Source organism: Bacteroides cellulolyticus, assembly GCF_025567135.1.
GTDB lineage: Bacteria > Bacteroidota > Bacteroidia > Bacteroidales > Bacteroidaceae > Phocaeicola > Phocaeicola cellulolyticus.
Genome location: NZ_JAOQJJ010000023.1, coordinates 1 through 26,306 on the forward strand (window position 1 = coordinate 1; position 26,306 = coordinate 26,306).

The following is a 26,306-nucleotide window of genomic DNA, read 5'->3' on the forward strand; positions in this document are numbered from 1 at the left end:
TAAGGACTCGCTTTTCTATTGTACAAACAGGGCACTGGCATCTGTAGGTACGAACTTATTTGTGAATTACTCATATGTATAAAATTAATTTTGAATAGTTACTTACAAAGATAAAAATATTATATGAAACTCCTTTCCATCAAAAAAACAAATAAATACATTATCTTTGCAATCTAAACGAACACTGAAAGATTGCAATATGGGTAGAATAAAAGTTTCAGCACCTGAAAATATAAATACAAACATACTTTTACCGTCGTCAAAGAGTATATGCAACAGGGCTCTTATCATTAAAGCACTGTCAAAACATGACGGGGGAATAGAGAACTTGTCCGAATGCGACGACACTTTCGTGATGGTGCGCGCGCTTAGTGAAATGACCGACACCATAGACATCATGGCGGCAGGTACAGCCATGAGATTTCTGACCGCATATCTTTCAGTTACGGAAGGCGAACATATCATTACGGGAACTGAAAGAATGAGACAGCGCCCGATTAAAATCCTGGTAGATGCCTTGAGAAGCCTCGGAGCAAACATTGAATATACAGAGAAAGAAGGTTTTCCTCCACTGAAAATCAGAGGAAAAGAACTTAGCGGAAATGTTATCTCACTGCCGGGAGACATCAGTTCGCAGTACATATCCGCTCTTATGATGATAGGGCCTACTCTTAAAAACGGACTTACTCTCAACCTGACCGGCAACATCGTTTCAAAGCCATATATCAATCTTACAATCCAGATAATGAAAGAGTTCGGAGCTGATGCCGTATGGACAGACGAACACACTATATGCATAAGCAACGATACTTACAAACCTACTCCATACTATGTGGAAAGCGACTGGAGCGCTGCTTCTTACTGGTATGAGATAACAGCCTTGTCGGACAACGCCCGTGTGGAACTTCCGGGACTTTTCAAAAAGAGTTTCCAGGGCGACTCAAAAGTGGCAGAACTGTTTGAGCAACTGGGTGTAACAACCGAATATGGAGACAAGAATGTAGTTCTGACCAAAAGCGGAAAGGTTACAGACAGAATGGAATACGATTTCGTAAACCAGCCGGACCTGGCACAGACATTCGTAGTGACATGTTGCATGTTGGGAATACCGTTCCGTTTCAGTGGTCTGCAAAGTTTAAAGATAAAGGAAACTGACCGTATGGCTGCACTTATAAATGAGATGAAGAAACTGGGATACGTAATATCGGAAAGCGACAGTTCGGTATTGTCATGGGATGGAGAAAGATGCGAAGGTGACGCAAACCCAGCCATAGACACATACGAAGACCACAGAATGGCAATGGCATTTGCACCAGCAGCACTGAAGCTGAAGAACATCAGAATAAACAATCCGCAAGTGGTATCAAAATCATATCCCGGTTTCTGGAAAGATTTGACCAAGGCAGGTTTCAACATAATGGAGGAATAAAAACATGTGGATACTCGTTTTAGCACTCATCGGTGTTGCACTGTTCGGACTTATCGCCGGATATTTCTATAACCGCAACATCCAGAAAAAAATTGAAAAAGGAGAAATAACCGAAGAGCCGCAAGTGGTTGAGGTGGACAGCGAATGCTGCGGTCAACACGAGACATGCGAGAAAGACAGTCTTCTGGCAGCCGTAAGCAAGTCGATAGAATACTACGATGACGAAGAGCTGGACCGTTTCAAAGGACGCACTTCGGACAGCTACACAGAGGAAGAGATAGAAGAATTCAGAGACATTCTTTATTCCACCCAGGAAGTAGAGGTGGCAGGATGGTGCCGAAGTCTGCAACTGCGCGGCATTGAACTGCCGGACGAGCTTAAGGATGAGCTGTTCCTGATTGTAGGAGAAAGAAGAATACATTGATTTAGTTAAGAACCAAAAAACTAATTATGACCGATTTCATAGAACTGTTCCAATATACATTTTTCCAGAATGCACTGCTGGGAAGCCTTTTTGCAAGTATTGCCTGTGGAATAATAGGTACATACATTGTAACAAGACGCCTGGTCTTCATTAGCGGAGGCATAACCCATGCTTCATTCGGAGGAATAGGAATAGGGCTATATACAGGTATTTCGCCGCTGCTTACAGCTGCAATATTCTCTGTGTTATCAGCATTCGGAGTGGAATGGCTAAGCAAGAGAAGCGACATGCGGGAAGACTCCGCCATCGCCGTGTTCTGGACTTTCGGTATGGCAGTGGGAATTATCTTCAGTTTTCTCGCTCCGGGATTTACGCCTGAGCTTTCTTCATTTCTCTTTGGAAACATTCTGACCATTACTCCGGGGGATATCATACTGCTTGGCATAATAAGTCTCGCACTAGCCGTATTCTTTGCAATATTCCTGAGACCTATAGTATCAATAGCATTCGACAGGGAGTTTGCACGCTCACAGCGTCTGCCGGTGACACTGTTCGAATATACGCTTATGATGTTCATAGCCCTGACCATAGTGGCTTGTCTGAGAATGATAGGCATAGTTCTTGTCATCTCATTGCTTACACTGCCACAGATGACAGCAAATCTTTTCACTAACAGTTTCAAGAAGATTATCTGGCTCTCAATTCTCATAGGCTATATCAGCTGTCTTGGCGGTCTGATACTGTCATATCAGCTTCAGGTGCCCTCAGGAGCATCAATTATATTTACTTCTATAGTGATTTATGCCATAGCTAAGATTATAAGAAGGAAAAGTTAAGTATTAAAGGATTCAACAAACTCATATAATTATGGAAATAAAGATTAATTCACTGGAACATATCCATGAAGCAGCGAAACAATTCATCGCTGAAATGGGCGACAATACAGTCTTTGCTTTCTACGGCAAGATGGGTGCAGGAAAAACCACATTCATCAAGGCTGTGTGTGAAGAACTTGGAGTGACAGATGTTATAAACTCACCTACTTTTGCTATCGTAAACGAGTACCGTTCTGAAACTGCAGGCGAACTGATTTATCACTTCGATTTCTACAGAATAAAGAAACTGGAAGAGGTTTACGACATGGGATATGAGGATTATTTCTATAGTGGCGCACTCTGCTTCATAGAATGGCCTGAACTGATAGAGGATGTGCTTCCGGGTAACACCGTAAACGTATATATAGAAGAAGCAGAAGACGGAACTCGTAGCGTACGTTTCGAAGCTGAATAACAATGATTGCACACTACATAATACAGTCGGTATTTGTACTGGTAGGGATTTTATCTCTCATGGCATCAGTCTTTAACTGGGAATGGTTCTTCACAGCACAGAACTCACAGTTCATAGTGAGAACTCTTGGGAGAAACAAATCCAGAATATTCTATGCAATACTTGGTCTGGCAATGATTGCGGCAGGGATATATTTCTTTCTGTCCGTACGCGAAGCCTACAAATAGACAATAATTCTTTTACATAATCAAAAAACAGCCGGTCAGGAAAAATCCCAACCGGCTGTTTTTTCATAAAATAATATTGTATTCCAAGAAAAGTTTCAGATTTATATTCAGGACTTTAATCTACAGTTACTGATTATCTTTCTGACGGATTTCCACACGACGGATCTTTCCGCTGATAGTCTTTGGAAGTTCATCCACAAACTCTATCACACGAGGATATTTGTATGGAGCGGTAACACGCTTCACATGGTCCTGAAGTTCCTTTATCAACGCATCACCTGCCTTATCCTTATAATCCTTGGCAAGGATAATTGTAGCCTTGACCACCTGTCCGCGAATTTCGTCAGGTACACCTGTAATGGCACATTCCACAACGGCCGGGTGTGTCATCAACGCACTTTCCACTTCGAACGGGCCTATACGGTAACCGGAACTCTTGATTACATCATCAGCACGACCAACGAACCAGTAATATCCGTCTTCATCGCGCCATGCCACATCACCTGTGTAATATACGTCGTCATGCCAAGCCTCGTGTGTAAGCTCAGGGGCACGATAATACTCCTTGAACAATCCTAATGGTTTACCGTGGTTGGTACGTACCACAATCTGTCCTTGCTCACCATCTTCTGCACTACGTCCGTCTGGTTTGATAAGGTCGATATCATACTGAGGATTAGGCACACCCATACTTCCCGGTTTCGGCTCCATCCATGGGAATGTGGCAAGTGTCAATGTAGTTTCTGTCTGTCCGAAACCTTCCATCAGGCGTATTCCTGTTATCTTGAGGAATGTTTCATATACTGAGTAGTTCAAAGCCTCACCGGCAGTGGTACAGTATTCCAAAGATGAAAGATCGTACTTGGACAGATCTTCACGTATGAGGAAACGGTATATTGTAGGAGGCGCACAAAGTGATGTGATATGATAGTCGTGTATCTTCTGAAGAATATCTGCAGGAGTGAACTTCTCATGATCATATACGAAGACTGTTGCACCTGCTATCATCTGTCCGTACAGTTTTCCCCAAACAGCCTTACCCCAGCCTGTGTCGGCAATAGTGAGATGGAGACTGTCCTTATGAAGATTATGCCAGAAACTTCCTGTAACGATGTGTCCCAACGGATAAGTGAAGTCATGTGCCACCATCTTAGGTTCGCCTGTGGTACCGGATGTGAAATACATCAATGATATATCGTCGTTGGTATTTACATGCTCAGGACGGACAAAAGGAGCCGCATTATCTATTCCCTTATGGAAATCAAGGAAGCCTTCAGGTATGTCAGGACCTATGCTAACGAGTTTCTCTACTGTAGGAGACTCAGGCATTGCATCTATCACATGTTTTGTAATCACTTCTTCGCCCGCCATTACAATCATCTTGATAGATGCAGCATTGCAGCGATAAACAATATCTTTTTTGGTAAGAAGGTGTGTAGCAGGAATTACAACAGCACCTAATTTGTGAAGAGCAATAATGGAATACCAGAACTCATAACGGCGTTTCAGGATAAGCATAACCTTGTCGCCATGACCGATACCGAGACTCTGAAAGTAAGATGCAGTCTGGTCAGTATATTTCTTGAGGTCGGCATACGAAAAATGAATACACTCACCTTTATCGTTTGTCCATAATATCGCTTCTTTTTCCGGGTCTTCGGCAGCCCACGCATCTACTACATCGTAGCCGAAATTGAAATTTTCAGGAACTTCTATCTTGAAATTCTTTATAAAATCCTCCTGTGAGGTAAAATGTATCTGTTTTACAAATCTCTCTAACATATCTCGTATCTGATTATTGCATTACTATAGCTAAGAATCTAACGTTGTTTCCGTCGAGTGCCTTCATTCCGTGAGGAAGAGAGGAATCGAAATACAAGCTGTCGCCCGGATTGAGGATAAGCTCCTTGCCATTGATATCAAGCAACAAACGTCCTTCAATCACCATATTGAATTCCTGTCCGGCATGAGTGTTATAATATATAGGTGTGGTTTCAGGCTTAGGTTCTACCGTTACAATAAACGGATCTGCTATTCTGTTCTTGAAACCTGAGGCCAATGATTCGTACTTGTAAGCCTTTGTTCTTTCCACTGAAATACCTGTTCCACGGCGTGTAAGGAAATATGAGCGCATGTGAGGTTCTTCGCCGAACATAAGTTCATCAAGAGATACGCCGAACTCTGTTGAAATCTTCTGAAGTGTACTTACCGAAAGGTCTGTATCGCCACTTTCCATAGCGGCATACTGTTCTGGAGTTACTCCAATCTTTTCCGCTACCTGCTCCACTGTCAGGTCAAGAGCATCGCGCAATCCCTGCAAGCGCATTGCTATTTGTTTTATCTGTTCATCCATAGTCTTTAAGTTATTTTCCACAAAAATAATAAAAAGTATGTCATTATGAAAGTTATTCTAAATATAAATAGTCATAATGTACGAGATAAGGTTTACCATGAACACCCATAACTGCTTTTGCGTCTGCCGATGACATACTTACGCGGCCTACACCTATCTTCTCGTCATCAGGATTTACGATAGTTACAATATCATCCTTTTCAAAATCACCAACTATATCTGTCACTCCTACAGGAAGAAGGCTTACCGCCTTGTCACCACGCAGCTTGTCAGCAGCCTTATGATTGACTATAATCTTACCTTTTGAGAATCCTCCGCTGTGGGCTATCCATTTCTTGATACTTGACACACCGTTTTCCGAAGGAACAAACTTAGTGCATACGGTTTCTTCAGGATTGGAAATCAGATCAACGAGTATATTGTCCTTCTTTCCATTGGCTATGAATACTGTAATCCCCTCGTCTGCTACCTTGCGGGCAATGCTGCTTTTAGTCAGCATACCTCCCCTGCCGAATCCTGACTTCTCGGTACTGATATAGTCCGACAGGTCCTTGCCTTGTTCCACTTCTCTGATAACAGTCACTCCCGGCTGGGAAGGGGCGCCATTGTATATGCCGTCAATATTGCTTAGAATAACCAATGCCTGAACATCCATCATGGCTGCAATCAGTCCTGAGAGTTCGTCATTGTCGGTAAACATAAGTTCCGTAACAGAGATAGTGTCATTCTCATTCACAATGGGAATAACATCATTGTCCAGCATCACCTGCATACAGTTGCGCTGATTGAGATAATGTCGTCTTGTGGAGAAACTTTCCTTAGTTGTAAGCACCTGACCTACCGTAATTCCATGTTCGCGAAACAGTTCGTAATATCTGTTTATCAACTTGACCTGCCCTACTGCCGAAAACAACTGACGGCTGTCAACACTGTCAAGCTTGCGCAAAGGCTTTACCTCACTGCGTCCGGAAGCCACTGCTCCAGATGATACAAGTACTATTTCGACTCCTGCCCTGTGAAGTTCTGCCACCTGGTCAACCAATGCGGACATTCGCGTAACATCGAGCGTACCATCCTTGCGTGTAAGTACATTGCTGCCAATTTTTACCGCTATTCTTTTATATTTACATTCCATACATTTTTTGATTTCATATCTATTAATGACGCAAATATAAGAAATTACGGACATCAAATTACAAAATCATGCAGTCTTTTTATTTCAGATTACTTATTGACATGTATTTTCACAAGAATATTACCAACAGAAAGGCAGTCCAACATCGGACTGCCTCACCATATCATAAATAAATATACGTCTTTAATACTGCCACATATTCTTCGAAAGCCTTTCTTCCGGCTTTAAGTATAAACCTTCAACAAAATATCAGTAAATCAATAACCATCCTACATTTTTTCTGATGTCAGTTTTTATTGATAACTTTGCCTGACTAAATTACAATTGGACTTTTATGATTAAAGCTATATTTTTCGACATCGACGGAACACTGGTTTCGTTCAAGACACACAGAGTACAGGAATCAACCAAACAGGCACTTAAAGAGTTAAGAGAAAAAGGTATAAAGGTATTTATCGCTACAGGACGCCCGAAATTGCTTATAAACAATCTTGAAGATCTTGAATTCGACGGATATATAACCCTGAACGGTGCCCACTGCTTTACAGCTGACCACAAGGATATATACAAGGGACTGATACCTGCCGAAGATATAGAAAGAGTTGTGGAATATACTAAAAACCACGACTATCCGTTCGTCTTTGTGCACGACAATCAATGGTTTATCACAAAAGTGGATAAAGCGGTGGAAGACATAGCCAAACTAATAGAGATTTCCATTCCTCCTGTTAAACCGGGAGAAGAAGCATTAGGAAAAGATATTCTCCAGATTATGGGATACTTCCCTACTGAAGCCGATGAAGAAATTTTCGGCAAGATACTTACTCATTGCGAAACAATGAGATGGCACCCGCTATTTGCCGACATCATAAATAAAGGTACAAGCAAGAGCCGCGGCATAGATGAAGTAATAAAGCATTACGGCATAAAGCTCGAAGAGACAATGGCTTTCGGCGATGGCGGAAACGATATCAACATGCTTGAACATGCCGGGATAGGTGTCGCCATGGACAATGCATCAGACAAGGTCAAGGCTGCAGCCGACTATATCACGTCATCTGTAGATGATAATGGTATCATCAATGCTTTGAGACATTTCAATATACTATAGTACTCAACGCAGCATTACCACACGGCGCAAGATAAGCTGTTTATACTGCTTTTTCATATCATCGGGCAAAAAGGAATTGTCTATCAGCTCGAACCACTTGGGCAATGCACGGCTGAAGCGGCGGGAAAGATTCTCAATAACTTTCTCGTCAACTCCCGATGCCGTTATCGCCTTGTAAAAGTCTGTCTTACGCAAACGGCTTTTCTTCCCGTTGAGGGTAAGAGCAAGCTCCTCAGTATCTTCAGGCATAACAAGATTTGTGGAAAGCATATCGTATGCCGGTGTAAGGGTGTAACCGCCCATCTGATTATAAAGAGAAAAGTTCTTGAGATGCATGTCGGCATTGCCTGTTATCCAACAGAACACCACGACTTCCCAGAAGTTTATAACATCAAGCTGCGGCGCAGAAGAGTAACGGCGGATAAGTTTGGCTATCTGTTCGTATGAGCCCTTATACTTATATTCGGTAAGTCTTTCGGATAATTGACACATATCTTCCATAGCTATCTTACGACCATCCGGCTGGCGGTCTATACGGCGGGTAATATAACACAGTTCACCATCACTGAAACGTATCAGACTATGGGGAACCACATTGATTTTCACAGCCTCAGCAAGATGCATGGTAACATCCTCCAGTTCGGGTAAGGCACGGTATGAATGAGTCTGAGGTTTTAGGATGAAACGTCCCCAAAGACCAACTATTGTAAAACGGTCCGGTTCATTGCGTCCGCCACGGTTAATATCGAGTGATAACTTGGCCTGCACACCTGTCAGTGTAGTCTGGCTACGTACAACCTGACGAGCAAGGTCTCCCAATTGGGCACGTACGTATGGTAACTCTGGTGCGGTACGAGTTCCGAAGAACTTCTTGGCACATGCAGGATGGAAATCCTTCATGCCTTCTACTAATTCCTTATAGCAATACAGGCATCTGCTCATAATTTATCCTCCTCTATTTCGTCGGGTATCACACTTACGGCTCCTATACAGTCCTTGCAGCAAGCCAAAAGAAGCGACATACGGTCACGCTGGTTTATTTTCCAACTCCGCTCGGCAATATCCAGCAACCAGCCTTCCGGTATCAGGCCGTCAAAGAACGGGAACAGCACCATATCGTGAAACGGTTTCTCTCCAAGAGGAAGTGTCAGACTGACTGCGGCTGCATCCGGCAGCTTCAGATAATCTGTGTCGTATGTAAAGGTGAATCCGTTTTCGTCTTCCACCAGTCTGCCTGCCAAGCGGTCATGCAGAAATACTTTTGCTCGTTTCATCACTTATCCTCCCTTGATTTTGGACTCAGCTCAACCGGACCTACCTGACGACCGAAAAGACTGAGAACCTGATTTACCTTATCCATACGCAAGGTCTGTTTGCCCTGTTCCAAATCACGGACAAAGCGTAACCCTACTCCGGACTTGTCAGCCAAATCAACCTGTGTCAATCCGAACTGACGACGCATCTCCTTTACAAAATCTGCTATTACTGTGTATTCCATAATTATACCCTTTCGGGTACAAATATAATAATATATTCGACTTATTATACCTTTTAGGGTATAATTCAGTATTCAAAATTATTTTTTATACCCAAACGGGTATAGCTTAAATTAAAGGGCCAATTAAAATTATACCGCAATAGTCAGTTTTGCTAGATAGTCGTAATGCTCTCCGCTATATACAAGTTCGGTCTTAAAACCATACTGAGATGCATAAAAATTCAGAGTTTCGTAATCAATATACAGCCACTTGAACTGTTCGCCTTTTATCTGCTTATACTGCATACTGAACTCTATCTCGCCATAATAATCGGCAGCCAAATCAATAAGCATACTTCCGTCCTCATCCTCGAACAGATATTTCAGGTCGCTCGAATCCATAAGGATACATCCACCCGGATTCAACAGCTCCTTCATACGCGTAAAAAATGTCTCCATATTCTGCAAAGAACCGATAATTCCGGAACCGTTCATCAACATCAATATAGTGTCATAACCGCCGACAAACGACGGATCAAAAAGATTAACCAGACGGGCATTAACCCCACTCTCTTCCATCACTTTTACAGATAAAGGAGATATATCTATAGCCTCAACATCCTTGCCCATATCTAGCAAAGCGACAGAATGACAACCACTTCCGGCACCTACATCAAGAATTTTGCCTGTAGCCATATCCAACGCCTTTCGCTCCAGCTCGGGCATTTCATCATATTCGCGGAAAAGAGTCTCTACAGGAATTTCATCCTCATCAAACTGTGGCGAGAAAACTCTGAGTCTTCCGGCCTGACCTTTACAGAAGTAATCATAAATGGCATTTCCCATTGGGTCTTTGCCTGTTTCAAGCAATCCGTAGTTCATATACATTATTTATATTACAATGCACAAAGTTACAAAAAAGTTATACATATACCGTACTGATGATTATTTATGCACCAATTTCACATTTTTTACGAATAAACATATAAAAAACTTCGTATTTATGCATGAAATCAAATAAATAGGTGTATATTTGCGCTCAATATAGAATAATTATACAATGAAAAGTAAGAGTACAAGGCTTGATGCCATTAAAATGATTATCTCCGTAAAAGAAATCGGAAGCCAGGATGAACTTCTTCAGGAACTGACTAAAGAAGGGTTCAGTCTGACACAAGCCACACTGTCAAGAGACTTAAAGCAATTGAAAGTGGCAAAAGCTGCAAGCATGAACGGGAACTACGTATATGTACTCCCGAACAACACCATGTACAAGCGCATGGCAAATCCGCCTGGTGCTACTGAAATGATGCGCCATAACGGATTCATAGGAATAGAATTCTCAGGAAATATAGCGGTGATCAAAACAAGACCGGGATATGCCAGCAGCCTGGCATACGATATTGATGACCATAATTTCGCAGAGATTATAGGAACTATTGCTGGCGATGATACAATAATGCTGGTAATCAGAGAAGGTTATTCACGCCAGAATGTAACAGACACACTTAGACTGATAATTCCAAATATAAACTGAAATAAGAAAACATAAAAATAGCTGAAGGAAACAACATACAAAAAACGATGGAAAAGGAAAAACAAATAGACGTAATGGTGGCAGACGCCTCACACGAAAAATACGTGGATTATATATTGGACACTATAAGAGAGGCTGCAAAAGTAAGAGGAACAGGTATAGCCGAACGTACTCATGAATACGTAGCCACAAAGATGAAAGAAGGTAAAGCTATTATAGCACTGTGTGGAGATGATTTGGCAGGATTTACCTATATCGAATCGTGGGGAAACAAGCAATATGTTGCTACATCCGGACTTATAGTTCACCCAAAGTATCGTGGACTGGGACTAGCAAAAAGAATAAAACATGCTTCATTTACTTTGGCAAGACTCAGATGGCCTAAAGCTAAAATCTTCAGTCTTACATCAGGTGCAGCCGTAATGAAGATGAATACAGAACTGGGATACGTACCTGTAACATTCAACGAACTTACAGACGATGAATCCTTCTGGAAAGGATGCGAAGGTTGCATCAACCACGATATTCTGATGGCAAAAAACAGAAAATTCTGTATCTGTACAGCCATGTTATACGACCCTGCATTACATCAGGACGATAAAGTAAATAATTTCTAAAATAAAAGAACCCAAAAACTCATACATATATGGAAAAGAAAAAAGTAGTTGTGGCATTCAGCGGTGGTCTTGATACATCATTCACTGTAATGTATCTGGCAAAAGAAAAAGGATACGAAGTATATGCAGCTTGTGCCAACACCGGAGGTTTCAGTCCGGAACAATTGAAACAGAACGAAGAAAATGCTTATAAACTAGGAGCTGTAAAATATGTTACTCTTGACGTTACACAGGAATACTACGAAAAGAGTCTGAAATATATGGTTTTCGGAAACGTACTCCGTAACGGAACCTATCCTATATCTGTAAGTTCGGAACGTATTTTTCAGGCATTGGCCATTGCACGTTATGCAAACGAAATCGGTGCACACGCCATAGCACACGGTTCGACAGGTGCCGGTAACGATCAGGTTCGTTTCGATATGACTTTCCTTGTTATGGCTCCAGGTGTTGAAATCATCACACTTACACGTGATATGGCTTTGAGCCGTGAATACGAAATCAACTACTTGAAAGAACATGGTTTCGAAGCTGATTTCACTAAACTGAAATACTCTTACAATGTAGGTATATGGGGTACTTCAATCTGCGGTGGAGAAATTCTGGACTCTACTCAGGGATTACCAGAAAGTGCATATCTGAAGCAGGTTAAGAAAACAGGTTCGGAAGAACTTAGACTTGAATTCAAGAAAGGTGAAATCTGCGCTGTAAACGGCGAGAAATTTGACGACAAGATTAAGGCTATCCAGAAGATAGAAGAAATTGGTGCTGCTTACGGTATAGGTCGCGATATGCACGTGGGAGATACTATCATCGGTATCAAGGGACGTGTAGGATTCGAAGCTGCAGCTCCTATGCTTATCATCGGCGCACACAAGTTCCTTGAAAAATACACTTTGAGCAAATGGCAGCAGTACTGGAAGGATCAGGTAGCCAACTGGTATGGTATGTTCCTTCACGAAAGCCAGTATCTGGAACCTGTTATGCGCGACATCGAAGCTATGCTTACAGAAAGCCAGCGTAACGTTAACGGTACTGTAATTTTGGAATTGCGTCCTTACTGCTTCTCTACAGTAGGTGTTGACTCTAAGGATGATCTTGTTAAAAACAAATTTGGAGAATACGGTGAAATGCAGAAAGGCTGGACTGCCGACGATGCAAAAGGATTCATCAAAGTTCTTTCTACTCCGCTCAGAGCTTATTACGCTAACCATAAAGACGAAGCGGACGTATGATAAAAGTAGGAATTATAGGAGGTGCAGGATATACGGCAGGCGAGCTTATTCGCCTGCTTATCAATCATCCTGACGTTGAGATAGTATTTATAAACAGTTCAAGTAATGCAGGAAACCAGATAACTGACGTGCATGAAGGGCTGTATGGCGAAACCGATCTGACATTTACAGACGAACTTCCTCTTGATAAGATTGATGTTCTTTTCTTCTGTACAGCTCATGGTGATACCAAGAAATTCATGGAAAGCCACAACGTTCCAGAAGAGTTGAAGATTATTGACTTATCAATGGATTATCGTATAAAGAGTGATGACCACGATTTCATCTACGGATTACCGGAACTGAACAGACGTGCCATCTGCCATAGCAAACACGTGGCAAATCCGGGATGTTTCGCCACTTGCATACAGCTTGGACTTCTTCCGCTGGCAAAAAACCTAATGCTAAACGATGACATCATGGTAAATGCCATAACAGGCAGCACAGGTGCAGGAGTTAAGCCGGGAGCTACAAGCCACTTCAGCTGGAGAAACAACAACATGAGCATCTACAAGCCATTCCAGCATCAGCATGTGCCTGAAATAAAACAGTCACTCTGCCAGCTGCAAAACAGCTTCGATTCTGATATTGATTTCATTCCATACAGAGGCGACTTTGCACGCGGTATTTTCGCTACGATAGTAGTAAAAACCAAAGTTGAACTGGAAGAAATAAAGAAAATGTACGAAGACTACTATGCAGAAGATTCATTCGTATATATAATAGACAAAAATATAGACTTGAAGCAGGTGGTAAATACCAACAAATGTCTTATCCACCTTGAAAAGCATGGTGACAAACTGTTAATAGTATCCTGCATAGATAATCTTCTTAAAGGTGCGAGCGGTCAGGCAGTACATAACATGAACCTGATGTTCAACCTTGAGGAAACAGTAGGATTGAAACTGAAACCAAGCGCATTTTAATTAATAATTAAAAGTTAAGAATTAATATTTGGTTATGATGGAAAATACTTTAAATCCACAAAATCCAATTATTAATTCTTAATCATATAAAGGATAGTTATTTATTGACATCGCCTACTTCAGTTCTTAATTATTAATTTTTAAATCTTAATCATATTATGACCCTCTTCGATGTATATCCGCTTTTCGATGTCAACATAGTAAAAGGCAAAGGATGCCATGTATGGGACGAGAAAGGCAACGAATATCTTGACCTTTACGGAGGACATGCCGTAATCTCAATAGGACATGCTCATCCGCACTATGTAGAAGCCGTAAGCAATCAGGTAGCAAAATTAGGTTTCTATTCAAACTCAGTAATCAACACGCTCCAGAGAGATCTAGCAGAAAAACTTGGAGCAATGTGCGGCTACGACGATTATCAACTGTTTCTAATTAACTCCGGTGCAGAAGCAAACGAGAACGCTCTGAAGCTGGCTTCATTCTATAACGGACGTACTAAAGTAATATCGTTTGCAAAGGCATTCCACGGACGTACATCGCTTGCAGTTGAGGTTACTAACAATCCTAAAATAATTGCTCCGATAAACGACAACGGACACGTCACCTATCTTCCTCTGAACGATACTGAAGCTGCAAAGGCAGAGCTTTCAAAAGGTGATGTATGCGCAGTTATCATAGAAGGAATACAGGGTGTTGGTGGTATTCAGGTACCTAACGCAGAGTTTATGAAAGAACTGCGCCGTATGTGTGACGAGACAAACACTGTACTTATTTTAGACGAGATACAGTCTGGCTACGGAAGAAGCGGAAAATTCTTTGCACACCAATATATGGGCATCAAACCGGATATGATTACCGTAGCAAAAGGTATAGCCAATGGCTTCCCAATGGCAGCGGTACTTATCAGTCCTAAATTCACTCCTGTTTACGGACAGCTTGGTACAACATTCGGCGGAAACCATCTGGGATGTGCAGCCGCAATAGCTGTACTTGACGTGATGAAGGAAGAAAACCTGATAGAAAATGCTGCCAAAGTAGGTGCACACCTTATGGAAGAGCTAAAATCATTCAAGGGCATAAAAGAGTTGCGCGGACTCGGACTTATGATAGGTATGGAATTTGAAGAACCTATCAAGGAAATCCGCAGCAAGCTGCTTTTCGAACAGAAAGTATTTACAGGTGTCAGCGGTACAAATGTTATCAGGCTACTGCCTCCTCTATGTCTGAGCATGGCTGAAGCTGATGAATTCCTTGAAAGACTGCATAAAGTTATTAAATAATAAACAACTACCATGAAAATAGCAATTATCGGTGCCGGCAACATGGGCGGTGCAATAGCACGCGGTCTGGCACACGGACAGTATATCAATGCAAGTGACATCACAGTATCCAACCCTAGCAATGCCAAGTTAGAGAAACTGAAAGAAGAATATCCTGAAATAAACGTTACCAACTGCAACAAAGAAGCTGCCGACGGGGCAGACATAGTAATAATGGCTGTAAAACCATGGAAAATGGAAGAGGTTTTGAAACCTTTGCGTCTTCGCCAGCCACAAGTACTTGTCTCAGTTGCAGCAGGACTGACTTTTGAGGATCTGGCACATTTTGTCGATCCTGAAATGCCAATCTTCCGTGTAATTCCAAATACGGCTATTGCAATAAACGAAAGCCTGACACTCATGGCTGCCCGCAATGCCTCAGAAGAACAGACAGAAACAATGCTTAAGCTGTTCAATGAGATGGGAGTTGCCGTTTTGATAGAAGAAAAGCTGTTTCCAGCCGGAACATCACTTACTTCATGCGGTATAGCATATGTCCTGAAATATGTACAGGCTGCAATGCAGGCTGGTATTGAGCTAGGCTTCAAACCACAGGAAGCAAAGAAGATGGTTGCACAAACAATGCTCGGCGCTGCCCAGCTTCTGCTTAAGGACGAGCATTCTCATCCGGCCACTGAAATAGAAAAGGTTACTACTCCTGGAGGTATAACCATCAAAGGATTAAACCGTCTGGAACACGATGGTTTCACTTCAACTGTGATAAATGCTATTAAAGAGAGTTGTATCTGATAATATATTGACATACATCAATACGCCATATTAAAGTAATAACGTAACTTTGCGTCCGAAAAATTAGAGAACAAAGTGGACAAGGTTATTCAACAGACTAATATTAAAAGGGGACTTACCAAACTGGTAGTCCCTATTTTTATAGAAACGCTCCTGATAATGATGCTGGGAGCTATCGACACAGTGATGCTTAGCCAATATTCCGACGAAAGTGTAGCTGCAGTTGGAGTGGTAAACCAAATAGTAATGTTCGCATTCCTCATATTCGAGGTTATAAACATCGGAACATCAGTACTCTGTTCTCAATATCTGGGAGCCAAACTACAACAGAAAATGGTACAGGTGGTAGGAGTATCACTATTGTTAAACCTTGTTGTAGGACTAATAGTCAGTGCTATATTGCATTTCGGTGCTGTAACCCTGTTAAACTGGATGGGACTTCGCCCCGAACTTCTCCAATATGGTATAGGCTATATGGAAATAGTAGGAGCGTTCGCTTTCTTCCAGGCAATATCACTCACCATTTCAGCATCACTCCGTAGTGCCAACAAGGCCATTTACCCTATGCTTGTCACTGTCCTGGTGAATATAATGAATATAATAGGAAACTATATCCTCATATTCGGAAAATTCGGTTTCCCCGCCATGGGCGCCGAAGGTGCCGCTATATCAACATCCATAGCAAGAGGTGTAAGTATGGTAGTACTGTTCGTGATTCTTTTCAGAAAACATATTTCACTATTTCCTCTTGCCCTGTTCAGACCATTCCCATGGATTGAGCTTAAAAACCTGCTTAAAATAGGAATACCTTCTGCCGGGGAAAACATGTCATACAGTTTCTCACAGGTTGTCATCACTTATCTGATAAATATATTGGGCAACAATGCACTTGCCACACGTACATACACCGTAAACATTGTGATGTTTGTCTATCTCTTTGCCATCGCAATGGCTCAGGGTGGCGCAATCAGTATCGGACACCTTGTGGGACAAAACAAGATACGTGCCGCATATCTGTTAGGCAAGTTTGTAATGCGTATTTCCATTCTGGTATCTCTCATCCTTTCATGTATCTGGGCTGTATGCGGTCATGCTATATTCAGCATGCTCACAAACAACGAAGAAATAATCAAACTGGGGGTTACTATTCTTATGATAGACGTGCTTGTGGAAATAGGTAGAACCGTAAACATATATGCCACAAATGCACTTCGTTCTGCAGGAGATGTTAACTTCCCGTTCTACCTTGGTGTCATCGTACAGTGGAGTGTCTCTGTAGGATTGAGCTACATGCTCGGTATTTACTGGGGATGGGGACTCATAGGAATGTGGGTAGCTTTCCTATTCGACGAGAACATTCGTGCCATAGTTTTTGTAAAACGATGGAACAGCATGAAATGGGCCAAGAAAAGCTTTACAAGAAATCGGTCTTGAATTTACGGAGTTGTGCCCTGAGCTGATGTGAATTACCTTCAGTCATACTGTCAAGCAGTTTCCAGAATTCAGGCCCGTGATTCATTTCTTTTGTATGTGCCAATTCGTGCAAGATAACATAATCCATCAGATGAACAGGTAACAGCATCAGATAACATGAAAGACTGATAGTTCCACGCGAGGTACAGCTTCCCCAACGCGATTTAGCTCCGGTTATTCTCACCTTACGATATGACATACCGTACTTTTCAGCCCAAAATCCGAGCAAAGGTGGCAAAAATTCTTCGGCACTTTTCTTCATGGCTCGCACAATGGCTGCATTAAGTAATTTCTGTGTCTGCGAAGAACTGAAATCCACATTTTGTGGACATAGAATCTTCATAACTCCCTCTTCCTCACGACGGACAGAGAAACACTTCATCCCTCCCACTCCAACGGTAAGCTTGAAACATGGAGCATTAATCGAAAATCCGTCTGTTATCATCTTCGGGGATACCTTGGTGAAAGAGGCAAGTAGTTTCTGCCTGTAATCGGCTATAACCTGCATAATGCGTTCTGTCTTAGTGAACGGAGGAACAGTGACATAAAGACCATCTTTCTTTATGCGCATGGAAATGTTTCTGGCATTTATGCGTGTACCTATCACTATCTTGCTAAAATCATCATCAGGGATTATTCGTTTTGTTGCCACGTTTTGAATTAAGAATTAAAAATTAAAGAACTAAATGGTAAAGGTTGATGAAGTCAATTTTATCACATTTAGTTTTGGTAAAAATCATTAAAGAAAAGGGGCGGAATCAAAAGTCCACCCCTATATCCAGTATAATTAATCATTTCTGATAACAGTTCCTGCAGAAACATCTCCTATATCCGATGCCTGTTTTATTATCACCTGCTTCACACCATTGTCAATGGCCGAAAAAGAATTCTCCAGTTTTGGAATCATACCACCCTGAATTACACCTTCATCAGTATATTTGCGGAAAAGCTCAGGAGTAATAACCGATATCACGCTGTCATCATTGTTTTCATCGCTGAGCACACCTTTCTTTTCGAAACAGAACACTAGAGTTACATCAAAGAAAGGAGCCAGTCCTTTTGCTGTTTCACCGGCTATAGTATCGGCATTTGTATTAAGAATATTACCCTTACCATCGTGAGTTAGCGGAGCCATCACCGGAACAATACCCTGAGAGATAAGAGAAGAAAGCATCTTTCCGTTCACTTCCTTAACATCACCTACAAAGCCGTAGTCAACATCCTTAACCGGACGTTTCACAGAAAGAATTGCATTCATATCTGCACCTGTCAGACCGATAGCATTCACGCCGCGAGCCTGTAATCCGGCTACAATATTCTTGTTCACCAAACCGCCATAAACCATAGTAACGACTTTCAAAGTCTCAGCATCGGTTACACGGCGACCGTTCACCATAGTGCTTTCTATTCCCAACTGTGCAGCAACCTTAGTGGCAGAACGTCCACCACCATGTACCAGCAACTTATATCCCGGTATAGAAGCGAAATCGTCAAGCAGGCGTGCAAGTGTATCGGCTTCCTCCACAATCTTTCCGCCTACCTTTATAATAGTAAGTTTTTCCATATTATTCCAAATAAGTATATCCATAAAGTCCCGAACGATAGTTAGAAAGGAATTCCTTTCCTTCTTCGAGCGAGATACGTCCCTCTTTCACAGACTTGGTAACCCAAGTTTCAAGTGTACGAACAAGTTTCTTAGGGTTATACTGAACATAGTCCAACACTTCGGCAACAGTTTCACCGTCTATCACCTGATCGATACTGTATCCATTGTCATTTACCGTCACGTGTACAGCATTGGTATCACCGAAAAGATTATGCATATCACCAAGTATCTCCTGATAAGCCCCCACGAGGAATACACCTATATAATATGACTCCTTAGACTTGAGAGTATGAACAGGTAAATCATGCGACACACTTCTTGAAGAAACGAAGTTGGCAATCTTACCATCAGAGTCACAAGTGATATCCTGCAGAGTAGCTGTACGGTCAGGTTTCTCATCAAGACGCTGTATAGGCATGATAGGGAAAATCTGGTCGATAGCCCAAGAGTCAGGCAAAGACTGGAAAAGAGAAAAATTACAGAAATACTTGTCGGCAAGCAACTTGTCTATATTTCTGAATTCTTCAGGTACATGTTTCAATCCTGAAGCTATCTGGGTTATTTCACGTGTAACAGACCAGTAAAGTTTCTCAATCTGCGCTCTTGTCTTCAAATCTACGATACCATGGCTGAACAGGTCAAGAGTTTCCTCGCGAATCTGCTGAGCATCATGCCAAGCCTCCAGCATACGGCTTTGGTTCAGATTATCCCAGATTTCGTAAAGTTCCTGCACTAGTTCATGATCATCCGGTGACACCTCAAAATCATCATCCATAGCAGGTAATGAAGCTGTTTCGAGCACTTCGAAAATCAATACAGAATGATGGGCAGTAAGCGAACGTCCACTCTCTGTAATAATATTAGGATGAGGAATACCGTTCTTGTTGCTGGCATCCACCATTATAGAGATAGAGTCGTTCACATATTCCTGAATAGAGTAATTCACACTACTTTCGCTGTTAGGAGAACGGGTACCGTCGTAATCTACTCCCAGACCACCGCCTATATCGACAAACTCTACAGGGAATCCCAACTGATGTAGCTGCACATAGAATTGTGAAGCCTCTCTGAGGGCTGTCTTGATACGGCGAATTTTTGTCACCTGGCTACCGATATGGAAATGGATCAACTTCAGACAGTCCTTCATATCCTTCTTTTCTATGAAGTCGAGCGCTTCAAGAAGTTCGCTTGAAGTCAGTCCGAACTTACTAGCATCGCCACCGCTTTCTTCCCATTTACCACTACCAGACGAAGCCAACTTGATACGGATACCAATGTTAGGACGGACATTAAGCTGTTTTGCCATCTTGGCAATCAGTCTCAGTTCGTTCATTTTCTCCACTACAAGGAAAATACGTTTACCCATCTTCTGAGCCAGAAGAGCCAGTTCGATGTAGCTTTCATCCTTATATCCATTACAGATTATAAGGGAATCAGAATCGGTATTGATGGCTATCACGGCATGCAGTTCAGGTTTTGAACCAGCTTCCAGTCCTAGATTGAATTTCTTTCCGTGGCTGATTATTTCCTCCACCACAGGACGCATCTGATTCACCTTGATGGGATAGATGATGAAGTTTTGGGCATTGTAGCCATACTCCTTCGATGCCTCTCCAAAACAATTCGAAATTTTCTCAATTCGGTTGTCCAGGATATCCGGGAAGCGCACCAGCATAGGAGCTGTGACATCCCTAAGCTGAAGTTCGTCCACCAATTCCTTCAGATCCACAGCCACTCCGTCCTTTCGCGGAGTAACCACCACATGTCCCTTCTCGTTTATTCCAAAATAAGAAACACCCCATCCGGTGATGTTATAAAGCTCTTCCGAGTCTTCAATACGCCATTTTCGCATTTTGTAAGTTGTGAATTTATGAGTTAATAAGTATCTGAGTTTGTAAACCGCCCCCAATTATTAGTTATCAATATTTATTATCAATTTTCTAAGTTCTTCCACTGTTTCGTCTATCTGACTTCTGCTTTCAAGTCTGCTTCCATCCAGCCTTATCGCAGCCTGCGAGTAGAAAGGCATTCTGTGTTCCAGTCCATCGGCAATTGTCTGTTTAAGCTCATCATCCGATTTTCCTGCCACCAAAGGCCTGTTGGCCGCTGCCTGTTTCAACCTTCTGAACAGTACATCGGATGCCGTATCCAAAAAGACAGTTACCCCACAGCTGTTCATAAACTCCATATTGTCAAAAAAACACGGAGTACCTCCACCGCATGCAACTATCACATTCTCGAATTCTGCGACTTCCAGAAGCATCTTTCTCTCGAGTTGACGAAAACCATCTTCCCCACGGGTTGCAAATATATCGCGTATGGAAGAATGCATACGCTCCTCGATATACCAATCCAGGTCAATAAAACTAAGACCACATGCCCTAGCATAAGCTTTACCAAGAGTAGTCTTACCCGATGCCATATATCCGGTCAGGAAAATTCTCATTGATTTCTTTAGTTTTTAGTTATCGGTCGCTAGTTTTTAGTTCTTTTTTTATTAGAAAAATACCAGAACTAAAAACTAACAACTCTTACTATACTTATTTCTTTCTTTTTCGTGTCTCAGCCTTTGTTTTCTGCAGTTCAATCACCTTGAAACAAGCCTCTGCAGTAAGATCGGCAGGCTCTACACCAGAAGGTATCTTGTAATTCTTTCCTTCACTTGCAATGTAAGGTCCGTATCTTCCGTTCAACACCTGCAGGTCAGGATAATCAGCAAATACTTTTATTACCTTCTTTGCTTCTGCATCCTGTTTGTCCTTTATCATCTGTACAGCTTCTTCCAAAGTAATTGACAAAGGATCCTTATCCTTAGGTACAGATACATATATATTGTCATACTTGACATACGGACCGAACTTTCCGGCTCCCACACTCACCTGTTTTCCTTCGTGTTCGCCAAGCATACGTGGCAGACGGAACAGTTCCAAAGCTTCTTCCAGAGTGATAGTCTCCATAGACTGCTCACGGCGCAACTGTGCAAAACGTGGTTTTTCCTCATCATCTGCACTACCAATCTGTACCACAGGACCGAAACGGCCTATTTTAACAGATACCGGTCTTCCCGTTGAAGGTTCCTCGCCCAACAGTCTTTCGCCCACCTTGTGTTCAGCCTTCGAAGCAGATGTCTTTTCTACCAGCGGATGGAATGCTGTATAGAAACGGCTTATCATGTCTGTCCATGATTTTTCGCCTGCAGCCACTTCATCGAATTCCTTTTCCACTCCGGAAGTGAAGTTATAATCCATAATATCAGGGAAATATTCCATCAGGAAGTCAGTCACTACCACACCAACATCCGTAGGCATAAGTTTCTGCTTTTCACTACCTGCTGTTTCTGTCTTGGTCTCACATGAGATATTACCTTTCTTGTCAAGTGTCAGCAATCTGTATTCACGTTCCACACCTTCACGGCTACCTTTTTCCACATATCCGCGCTGCTGTACTGTAGATATTGTAGGAGCATATGTAGAAGGACGTCCTATACCAAGTTCCTCCAGTTTTCTGACCAGACTGGCCTCGGTATATCTTGCCGGTGGCTGACTGAAACGCTCCGTAGCACGTATATCCTTACGCTCTAGTTTCTGTCCTGCCTTCATAGGTGGCAACAGACGGCTTTCGTCTTCACGTTCTGAATCATCGTCAAGACTTTCGCTATATACACGCATGAAACCATCAAATGTAACAGCCAGTCCGGCAGCATTGAACTTATAGTCTGTACCTTCTGCAGCAATAACGGCAGTAGTCTTCATCAGTTCGGCATCAGCCATCTGTGAAGCCAAAGTACGCTTGCGTATAAGATCGTAAAGTCTCTGTTCCTGAGCTGTAGCATCGATCTTCTCCTTATCCATATATGTAGGACGGATGGCCTCGTGTGCTTCCTGTGCTCCTTTGGTGTGAGTGTGATATTGTCGCGTACGCAGATATTTTTCTCCTGCCTTTTCGGTAATTACTTTAGCACATGCTCCAAGAGCCAATTCCGAAAGGTGAACGGAGTCGGTACGCATATATGTGATATATCCGTTTTCGTAAAGTTTCTGAGCCAGCATCATAGTCTGTCCAACGCTGTAGCCCAACTTTCTGGCAGCTTCCTGCTGAAGTGTAGAAGTTGTAAAAGGAGGTGCCGGACTGCGTTTCACCGGACGGGTATTGATATCTTCCACCACAAAATCCGCACTTGCACATTGTTCAAGTATGCGACGTGCCTCTTCTTCAGTTTCCGGGCGTACGGACAGTTCTGCCCTTATTTCAGCTCCATCAGCATCAGTCAGCACAGCAATCACCCTAAATGCCGATTTCGGACTGAATGCATTGATTTCGCGTTCACGTTCCACTATAAGTCTTACCGCAACACTCTGCACTCTTCCGGCCGAAAGCGACGGTTTTATCTTTTTCCACAATACAGGAGAAAGTTCAAAACCTACTATTCTGTCAAGTACACGACGTGCTTGCTGTGCATCCACCAAACTGAGGTCAATACCTCGTGGCGTCTCTATTGCATGCTTTATTGCATTTGGAGTTATTTCGTGAAATACTATTCTACGTGTGTTTTCATGCTTTAGTTTCAAGACTTCCTGCAGATGCCATGCTATGGCTTCTCCTTCACGGTCCTCATCACTTGCCAGCCATACAATGTCAGCACTGTCGGCTTCTGCCTTTAATTGTGCCACGAGCTTTTTCTTATCGGCAGGCACTTCGTATATAGGTGCGAACCCATGTTCGACGTCCACACTGAACGATTTCTTCTTCAAGTCGCGTATATGTCCGTAACTGGACATCACCTTATATCCGCTGCCCAGAAATTTTTCTATGGTACGGGCCTTAGCGGGAGACTCTACTATTACCAGATTATTCTGCATATTTTCAGGATGAAATTAATTATGGGAACAAATGTAGAAAAAAAATTGAGGGAATATTATATAATAAGGTATTAAAAGATGATTTTTCTTATTTTTTTACCGAATTAAATGCGATATCGTATATTTTCTTTAATAGTTTCCACGCAAAAACATATATCAATGTTATATCTTTTCTCCTGCTGTTTTATTACACCTTTACTATTACACAAAGATGATATTTTTAAATAACAATGAAACAAAACGTAATTGTGTAACAAAGTTTTTTTACTACTTTTGTATAATAGAAAATACATAACATTTATATGAGTAAAAGTATAGAAAGTAACAAACAGTTTATGGTAGGCAACGGACTCCTGGCTTTCGGAGTATTCTTCATCGTATGCCTGTTCCTTTATCTCGGTTTTCGTTCTCAAAAGAAAGTTGCCATTGAGCAAACATACAAAGACATCTACGAAGTATGCCTGACAAAATCATTTGACGGCGATTCACTGAACATATTCATCAATGACAGTCTGATAATGGCACGTACAATGAATAATGCCGACATCACATTCCAGATAAACAGATTTGCAGATGAAAATGTACTTATGGTGGTAGATGCCAAAACAGACATCATAACTCCTTTCAACCTCAGCAAAGAGGGAGGTAAGGTCACTGTAGAGAAAAAGAATGGACAGATATTCTTTCTGTACGAGGGTAACGAACAATCCAAATAATTTATTGATATGAAAGACTTTTTGAAAATGACATTTGCCTCAATCATCGGAATGGTGATTGCCGGTTTCGTATTGCTCATAATTGGTATATCAGTTATAGGCGGAATGGTGGCTACTACCGAAGTGGCAACTGTAGTGAAGGAAAATTCAGTTTTCGTGCTCGACCTTAAAGGTAGCGTAGTGGAAAGATATGAAGATAACCCATTCGAACAGATTTTGGGTGAAGAAATAACTACAAGAGGGCTTGAAGATATCCTGGCATCAATAGAGAAAGCTAAAAATGACCCTAAAATTAAAGGTATGCTTATCAATGCCGAAGCTTTTGCCTGTTCTACTGCATCGCTTCAGGACATCAGAACTGCAATAGCAAACTTTAAGGAATCAGGAAAGTTTGTTGTGGCTTATTCAGGTGCATATACTCAGGGAGCATACTATGTATCTTCAGTAGCAGACAAGGTTTTCCTTAATCCTTCGGGAAGTATTTCATGGCACGGACTGTCTGCACAGACTATGTTCCTGAAAGACCTGCTTGCCAAGGTGGGAGTAAAAATGCAGATATACAGAGTAGGTACATACAAATCGGCTGTTGAACCGTTCATAGCCACAGAAATGAGCCCTGCCAACAGAGAACAGACTCTTGCTTTCACTCAGTCTATCTGGAATGAGATTGTAAACGAAGTTTCGGAATCAAGAAATATCTCAGTAGAAAAACTGAATGAAATGGCCGACAAATGTATGGATTTCCAGCCTGCTGAAGCATACGTGGAAAACGGACTGGCAGACCAGCTGATGTATAAGGATGAGGTTTTGTCGTATCTGAAGAAACTGACAAATATCAGCGAGAAATCCACTCTGAACACTCTGACTCTGGACGATATGAAGAATCTGGCAGTGCCTTCAACAGCGAAGAGCCGCGACGTGATAGCTGTATATTACGCTTTCGGAGAGATAGACAATGCCGCAGATCCATATAATGAAGGTATCGTATCTGAAAAAGTCACCAAACATTTGCGTGACTTGAGAAATGACGACAATGTTAAGGCCGTAGTTCTCAGAGTGAACTCACCGGGTGGTAGTGCATACGGTTCTGAACAGATTTGGCGCGAAGTATCACTGCTGAAAGAAAAGAAACCGGTAGTGGTTTCTATGGGTGACTATGCTGCTTCAGGCGGTTATTATATCTCTTGTGCTGCCGACTGGATTGTGGCTCAGCCAACTACCCTTACTGGTTCTATCGGTATATTCGGAATGATTCCTGACGCATCGGAACTTATCACAAAGAAACTTGGTGTTAAAATAGACGGTGTAAAGACCAACAAGCTGGCCGATATGGGTGACATGAGCCGTCCTTTCAACGCAGAAGAAGGTGCGCTGATACAGGGTATGGTGAACAGCGGTTACGAACTATTCACCAAGAGATGCGCCGAAGGCAGAAATATGCCTATTGACAGTCTGAAAATGATTGCCGAAGGTCGTGTATGGTCGGGCGAAATGGCTAAAGAGCTGAAACTTGTTGATGAATTGGGAAATCTTGAATCTGCTATCAAGAAGGCTTCTGAGCTTTGCGGCATAAGAGACTATAAGGTGGCTTCTTATCCTAAGAAAGTGGATTTCATCACAAGCCTCATCAGCAACGCCAAGCCTGAAAGATATATCAGCAGCAAGCTGGAAGATTCGTTCGGAGAATTCTACAACGGATTCATGATGATAAAGAACCTCGACAAGGCCGATCGCATACAGGCAAGAATGCCTTTCGAGATATCTATAAACTAAAATGTAT

Annotated in this window: 27 protein-coding genes; 15 read left to right on the plus strand and 12 right to left on the minus strand. The window is 42.1% G+C overall.

Annotation, left to right across the window (positions count from 1 at the left end; genetic code table 11):
• Window positions 1-199: 199 nt before the first annotated feature.
• The 5 genes from OCV82_RS13645 to OCV82_RS13665 are packed head-to-tail and all read left to right on the plus strand — an operon-like array spanning window position 200 to window position 3,370.
• The gene (locus OCV82_RS13645; RefSeq protein WP_154044913.1) at window positions 200-1,429 is read left to right on the plus strand and encodes a 3-phosphoshikimate 1-carboxyvinyltransferase; all 1,230 of its coding nucleotides are present in this window, start codon (window positions 200-202) and stop codon (window positions 1,427-1,429) included.
• Window positions 1,430-1,433: 4 nt separating this feature from the next.
• The gene (locus OCV82_RS13650) at window positions 1,434-1,853 is read left to right on the plus strand and encodes a phospholipase (protein ID WP_154044914.1); all 420 of its coding nucleotides are present in this window, start codon (window positions 1,434-1,436) and stop codon (window positions 1,851-1,853) included.
• 26 nt (window positions 1,854-1,879) lie between these two features.
• Entirely contained in the window at window positions 1,880-2,689 is an 810-nt protein-coding gene (locus OCV82_RS13655) for a metal ABC transporter permease (RefSeq protein ID WP_262543740.1), read from the plus strand.
• Window positions 2,690-2,720: 31 nt separating this feature from the next.
• Window positions 2,721-3,143: a tRNA (adenosine(37)-N6)-threonylcarbamoyltransferase complex ATPase subunit type 1 TsaE gene (gene tsaE, locus OCV82_RS13660; RefSeq protein ID WP_154044915.1), complete on the plus strand. Its 423-nt coding sequence runs from the start codon at window positions 2,721-2,723 to the stop codon at window positions 3,141-3,143.
• Between the two features lie 2 nt (window positions 3,144-3,145).
• Complete coding sequence (locus tag OCV82_RS13665) at window positions 3,146-3,370, plus strand: immunity 17 family protein (protein WP_154044916.1); 225 nt, start codon at window positions 3,146-3,148, stop codon at window positions 3,368-3,370.
• A gap of 126 nt (window positions 3,371-3,496) precedes the next feature.
• Here the strand turns inward: OCV82_RS13665 and OCV82_RS13670 are convergent, their stop codons facing one another.
• Genes OCV82_RS13670 through proB form a run of 3 tightly spaced genes read right to left on the minus strand, consistent with a single transcriptional unit; the run spans window position 3,497 to window position 6,858 of the window.
• Window positions 3,497-5,152, minus strand: coding sequence for an AMP-binding protein (locus tag OCV82_RS13670; protein ID WP_154044917.1), 1,656 nt, complete (start codon window positions 5,150-5,152; stop codon window positions 3,497-3,499).
• 13 nt (window positions 5,153-5,165) lie between these two features.
• Window positions 5,166-5,723: a helix-turn-helix domain-containing protein gene (locus OCV82_RS13675; protein ID WP_154044918.1), complete on the minus strand. Its 558-nt coding sequence runs from the start codon at window positions 5,721-5,723 to the stop codon at window positions 5,166-5,168.
• Window positions 5,724-5,775: 52 nt separating this feature from the next.
• Window positions 5,776-6,858, minus strand: coding sequence for a glutamate 5-kinase (gene proB / locus OCV82_RS13680; protein WP_154044919.1), 1,083 nt, complete (start codon window positions 6,856-6,858; stop codon window positions 5,776-5,778).
• Between the two features lie 334 nt (window positions 6,859-7,192).
• Here proB and OCV82_RS13685 point away from each other — a divergent pair, with 334 nt between their 5' ends.
• Complete coding sequence (locus OCV82_RS13685; protein ID WP_154044920.1) at window positions 7,193-7,969, plus strand: Cof-type HAD-IIB family hydrolase; 777 nt, start codon at window positions 7,193-7,195, stop codon at window positions 7,967-7,969.
• Between the two features lie 3 nt (window positions 7,970-7,972).
• Here the strand turns inward: OCV82_RS13685 and OCV82_RS13690 are convergent, their stop codons facing one another.
• From OCV82_RS13690 to OCV82_RS13705, 4 genes are all read right to left on the minus strand, one after another.
• Entirely contained in the window at window positions 7,973-8,911 is a 939-nt protein-coding gene (locus OCV82_RS13690) for a HipA domain-containing protein (protein WP_154044921.1), read from the minus strand.
• A complete protein-coding gene (locus OCV82_RS13695) occupies window positions 8,908-9,243 on the minus strand; it encodes a HipA N-terminal domain-containing protein (protein ID WP_154044922.1) in 336 nt (111 codons plus the stop codon). The genes OCV82_RS13690 and OCV82_RS13695 overlap by 4 nt, the downstream gene beginning before the upstream one ends.
• A complete protein-coding gene (locus OCV82_RS13700; RefSeq protein WP_154044923.1) occupies window positions 9,243-9,467 on the minus strand; it encodes a helix-turn-helix transcriptional regulator in 225 nt (74 codons plus the stop codon). The genes OCV82_RS13695 and OCV82_RS13700 overlap by 1 nt, the downstream gene beginning before the upstream one ends.
• 129 nt (window positions 9,468-9,596) lie before the next feature.
• Window positions 9,597-10,328: a class I SAM-dependent methyltransferase gene (locus OCV82_RS13705; protein WP_154044924.1), complete on the minus strand. Its 732-nt coding sequence runs from the start codon at window positions 10,326-10,328 to the stop codon at window positions 9,597-9,599.
• 178 nt (window positions 10,329-10,506) lie between these two features.
• Here OCV82_RS13705 and OCV82_RS13710 point away from each other — a divergent pair, with 178 nt between their 5' ends.
• The 7 genes from OCV82_RS13710 to OCV82_RS13740 all read left to right on the plus strand — a co-directional run bounded on the left by OCV82_RS13710 (window position 10,507) and on the right by OCV82_RS13740 (window position 17,306).
• The gene (locus tag OCV82_RS13710) at window positions 10,507-10,983 is read left to right on the plus strand and encodes an arginine repressor (RefSeq protein ID WP_154044925.1); all 477 of its coding nucleotides are present in this window, start codon (window positions 10,507-10,509) and stop codon (window positions 10,981-10,983) included.
• 47 nt (window positions 10,984-11,030) lie between these two features.
• Window positions 11,031-11,600, plus strand: a complete 570-nt coding sequence (locus tag OCV82_RS13715; RefSeq protein WP_154044926.1) for a GNAT family N-acetyltransferase — start codon at window positions 11,031-11,033, stop codon at window positions 11,598-11,600.
• A gap of 29 nt (window positions 11,601-11,629) precedes the next feature.
• A complete protein-coding gene (locus OCV82_RS13720; RefSeq protein WP_154044927.1) occupies window positions 11,630-12,835 on the plus strand; it encodes an argininosuccinate synthase in 1,206 nt (401 codons plus the stop codon).
• Complete coding sequence (gene argC / locus OCV82_RS13725; protein ID WP_154044928.1) at window positions 12,832-13,800, plus strand: N-acetyl-gamma-glutamyl-phosphate reductase; 969 nt, start codon at window positions 12,832-12,834, stop codon at window positions 13,798-13,800. The genes OCV82_RS13720 and argC overlap by 4 nt, the downstream gene beginning before the upstream one ends.
• 158 nt (window positions 13,801-13,958) lie before the next feature.
• Window positions 13,959-15,083: an aspartate aminotransferase family protein gene (locus OCV82_RS13730; protein ID WP_154044929.1), complete on the plus strand. Its 1,125-nt coding sequence runs from the start codon at window positions 13,959-13,961 to the stop codon at window positions 15,081-15,083.
• 12 nt (window positions 15,084-15,095) lie between these two features.
• Window positions 15,096-15,872, plus strand: coding sequence for a pyrroline-5-carboxylate reductase (proC, locus tag OCV82_RS13735; protein ID WP_154044930.1), 777 nt, complete (start codon window positions 15,096-15,098; stop codon window positions 15,870-15,872).
• Window positions 15,873-15,947: 75 nt separating this feature from the next.
• Entirely contained in the window at window positions 15,948-17,306 is a 1,359-nt protein-coding gene (locus tag OCV82_RS13740; protein WP_154044931.1) for an MATE family efflux transporter, read from the plus strand.
• Here the strand turns inward: OCV82_RS13740 and OCV82_RS13745 are convergent.
• The 5 genes from OCV82_RS13745 to topA form a co-directional block, all read right to left on the minus strand.
• Window positions 17,287-17,997 carry a M48 family metallopeptidase gene (locus OCV82_RS13745; protein ID WP_154044932.1) on the minus strand — a complete coding sequence of 237 codons (711 nt, stop codon included), beginning with the start codon at window positions 17,995-17,997 and terminating at the stop codon, window positions 17,287-17,289. The two genes, OCV82_RS13740 and OCV82_RS13745, sit on opposite strands and share 20 nt — an antisense overlap.
• Before the next feature lie 135 nt (window positions 17,998-18,132).
• Window positions 18,133-18,909, minus strand: coding sequence for an acetylglutamate kinase (argB, locus tag OCV82_RS13750; protein ID WP_154044933.1), 777 nt, complete (start codon window positions 18,907-18,909; stop codon window positions 18,133-18,135).
• A gap of 1 nt (window position 18,910) precedes the next feature.
• Window positions 18,911-20,803: a biosynthetic arginine decarboxylase gene (speA, locus tag OCV82_RS13755; RefSeq protein ID WP_154044934.1), complete on the minus strand. Its 1,893-nt coding sequence runs from the start codon at window positions 20,801-20,803 to the stop codon at window positions 18,911-18,913.
• 60 nt (window positions 20,804-20,863) lie between these two features.
• Window positions 20,864-21,397 (minus strand): shikimate kinase, encoded by a 534-nt coding sequence (locus OCV82_RS13760; protein WP_154044935.1) that lies wholly within the window; start codon window positions 21,395-21,397, stop codon window positions 20,864-20,866.
• A gap of 94 nt (window positions 21,398-21,491) precedes the next feature.
• Window positions 21,492-23,810, minus strand: a complete 2,319-nt coding sequence (topA, locus tag OCV82_RS13765) for a type I DNA topoisomerase (protein ID WP_154044936.1) — start codon at window positions 23,808-23,810, stop codon at window positions 21,492-21,494.
• A gap of 302 nt (window positions 23,811-24,112) precedes the next feature.
• Between topA and OCV82_RS13770 the strand changes: the two genes are divergently transcribed.
• Window positions 24,113-24,526, plus strand: a complete 414-nt coding sequence (locus OCV82_RS13770) for a hypothetical protein (RefSeq protein WP_154044937.1) — start codon at window positions 24,113-24,115, stop codon at window positions 24,524-24,526.
• Between the two features lie 9 nt (window positions 24,527-24,535).
• Window positions 24,536-26,299 (plus strand): signal peptide peptidase SppA, encoded by a 1,764-nt coding sequence (gene sppA, locus OCV82_RS13775; protein WP_154044938.1) that lies wholly within the window; start codon window positions 24,536-24,538, stop codon window positions 26,297-26,299.
• Window positions 26,300-26,306: the final 7 nt, after the last annotated feature.

Coding starts and splice junctions, on each gene's coding strand:
- OCV82_RS13645 (WP_154044913.1), top strand. CDS start 200: ATGGGTAGAATAAAAGTTTCAGCACCTGAAAATATAAATACAAACATA.
- OCV82_RS13650 (WP_154044914.1), top strand. CDS start 1,434: ATGTGGATACTCGTTTTAGCACTCATCGGTGTTGCACTGTTCGGACTT.
- OCV82_RS13655 (WP_262543740.1), top strand. CDS start 1,880: ATGACCGATTTCATAGAACTGTTCCAATATACATTTTTCCAGAATGCA.
- tsaE (WP_154044915.1), top strand. CDS start 2,721: ATGGAAATAAAGATTAATTCACTGGAACATATCCATGAAGCAGCGAAA.
- OCV82_RS13665 (WP_154044916.1), top strand. CDS start 3,146: ATGATTGCACACTACATAATACAGTCGGTATTTGTACTGGTAGGGATT.
- OCV82_RS13670 (WP_154044917.1), bottom strand. CDS start 5,152: ATGTTAGAGAGATTTGTAAAACAGATACATTTTACCTCACAGGAGGAT.
- OCV82_RS13675 (WP_154044918.1), bottom strand. CDS start 5,723: ATGGATGAACAGATAAAACAAATAGCAATGCGCTTGCAGGGATTGCGC.
- proB (WP_154044919.1), bottom strand. CDS start 6,858: ATGGAATGTAAATATAAAAGAATAGCGGTAAAAATTGGCAGCAATGTA.
- OCV82_RS13685 (WP_154044920.1), top strand. CDS start 7,193: ATGATTAAAGCTATATTTTTCGACATCGACGGAACACTGGTTTCGTTC.
- OCV82_RS13690 (WP_154044921.1), bottom strand. CDS start 8,911: ATGAGCAGATGCCTGTATTGCTATAAGGAATTAGTAGAAGGCATGAAG.
- OCV82_RS13695 (WP_154044922.1), bottom strand. CDS start 9,243: ATGAAACGAGCAAAAGTATTTCTGCATGACCGCTTGGCAGGCAGACTG.
- OCV82_RS13700 (WP_154044923.1), bottom strand. CDS start 9,467: ATGGAATACACAGTAATAGCAGATTTTGTAAAGGAGATGCGTCGTCAG.
- OCV82_RS13705 (WP_154044924.1), bottom strand. CDS start 10,328: ATGAACTACGGATTGCTTGAAACAGGCAAAGACCCAATGGGAAATGCC.
- OCV82_RS13710 (WP_154044925.1), top strand. CDS start 10,507: ATGAAAAGTAAGAGTACAAGGCTTGATGCCATTAAAATGATTATCTCC.
- OCV82_RS13715 (WP_154044926.1), top strand. CDS start 11,031: ATGGAAAAGGAAAAACAAATAGACGTAATGGTGGCAGACGCCTCACAC.
- OCV82_RS13720 (WP_154044927.1), top strand. CDS start 11,630: ATGGAAAAGAAAAAAGTAGTTGTGGCATTCAGCGGTGGTCTTGATACA.
- argC (WP_154044928.1), top strand. CDS start 12,832: ATGATAAAAGTAGGAATTATAGGAGGTGCAGGATATACGGCAGGCGAG.
- OCV82_RS13730 (WP_154044929.1), top strand. CDS start 13,959: ATGACCCTCTTCGATGTATATCCGCTTTTCGATGTCAACATAGTAAAA.
- proC (WP_154044930.1), top strand. CDS start 15,096: ATGAAAATAGCAATTATCGGTGCCGGCAACATGGGCGGTGCAATAGCA.
- argB (WP_154044933.1), bottom strand. CDS start 18,909: ATGGAAAAACTTACTATTATAAAGGTAGGCGGAAAGATTGTGGAGGAA.
- speA (WP_154044934.1), bottom strand. CDS start 20,803: ATGCGAAAATGGCGTATTGAAGACTCGGAAGAGCTTTATAACATCACC.
- OCV82_RS13760 (WP_154044935.1), bottom strand. CDS start 21,397: ATGAGAATTTTCCTGACCGGATATATGGCATCGGGTAAGACTACTCTT.
- topA (WP_154044936.1), bottom strand. CDS start 23,810: ATGCAGAATAATCTGGTAATAGTAGAGTCTCCCGCTAAGGCCCGTACC.
- OCV82_RS13770 (WP_154044937.1), top strand. CDS start 24,113: ATGAGTAAAAGTATAGAAAGTAACAAACAGTTTATGGTAGGCAACGGA.
- sppA (WP_154044938.1), top strand. CDS start 24,536: ATGAAAGACTTTTTGAAAATGACATTTGCCTCAATCATCGGAATGGTG.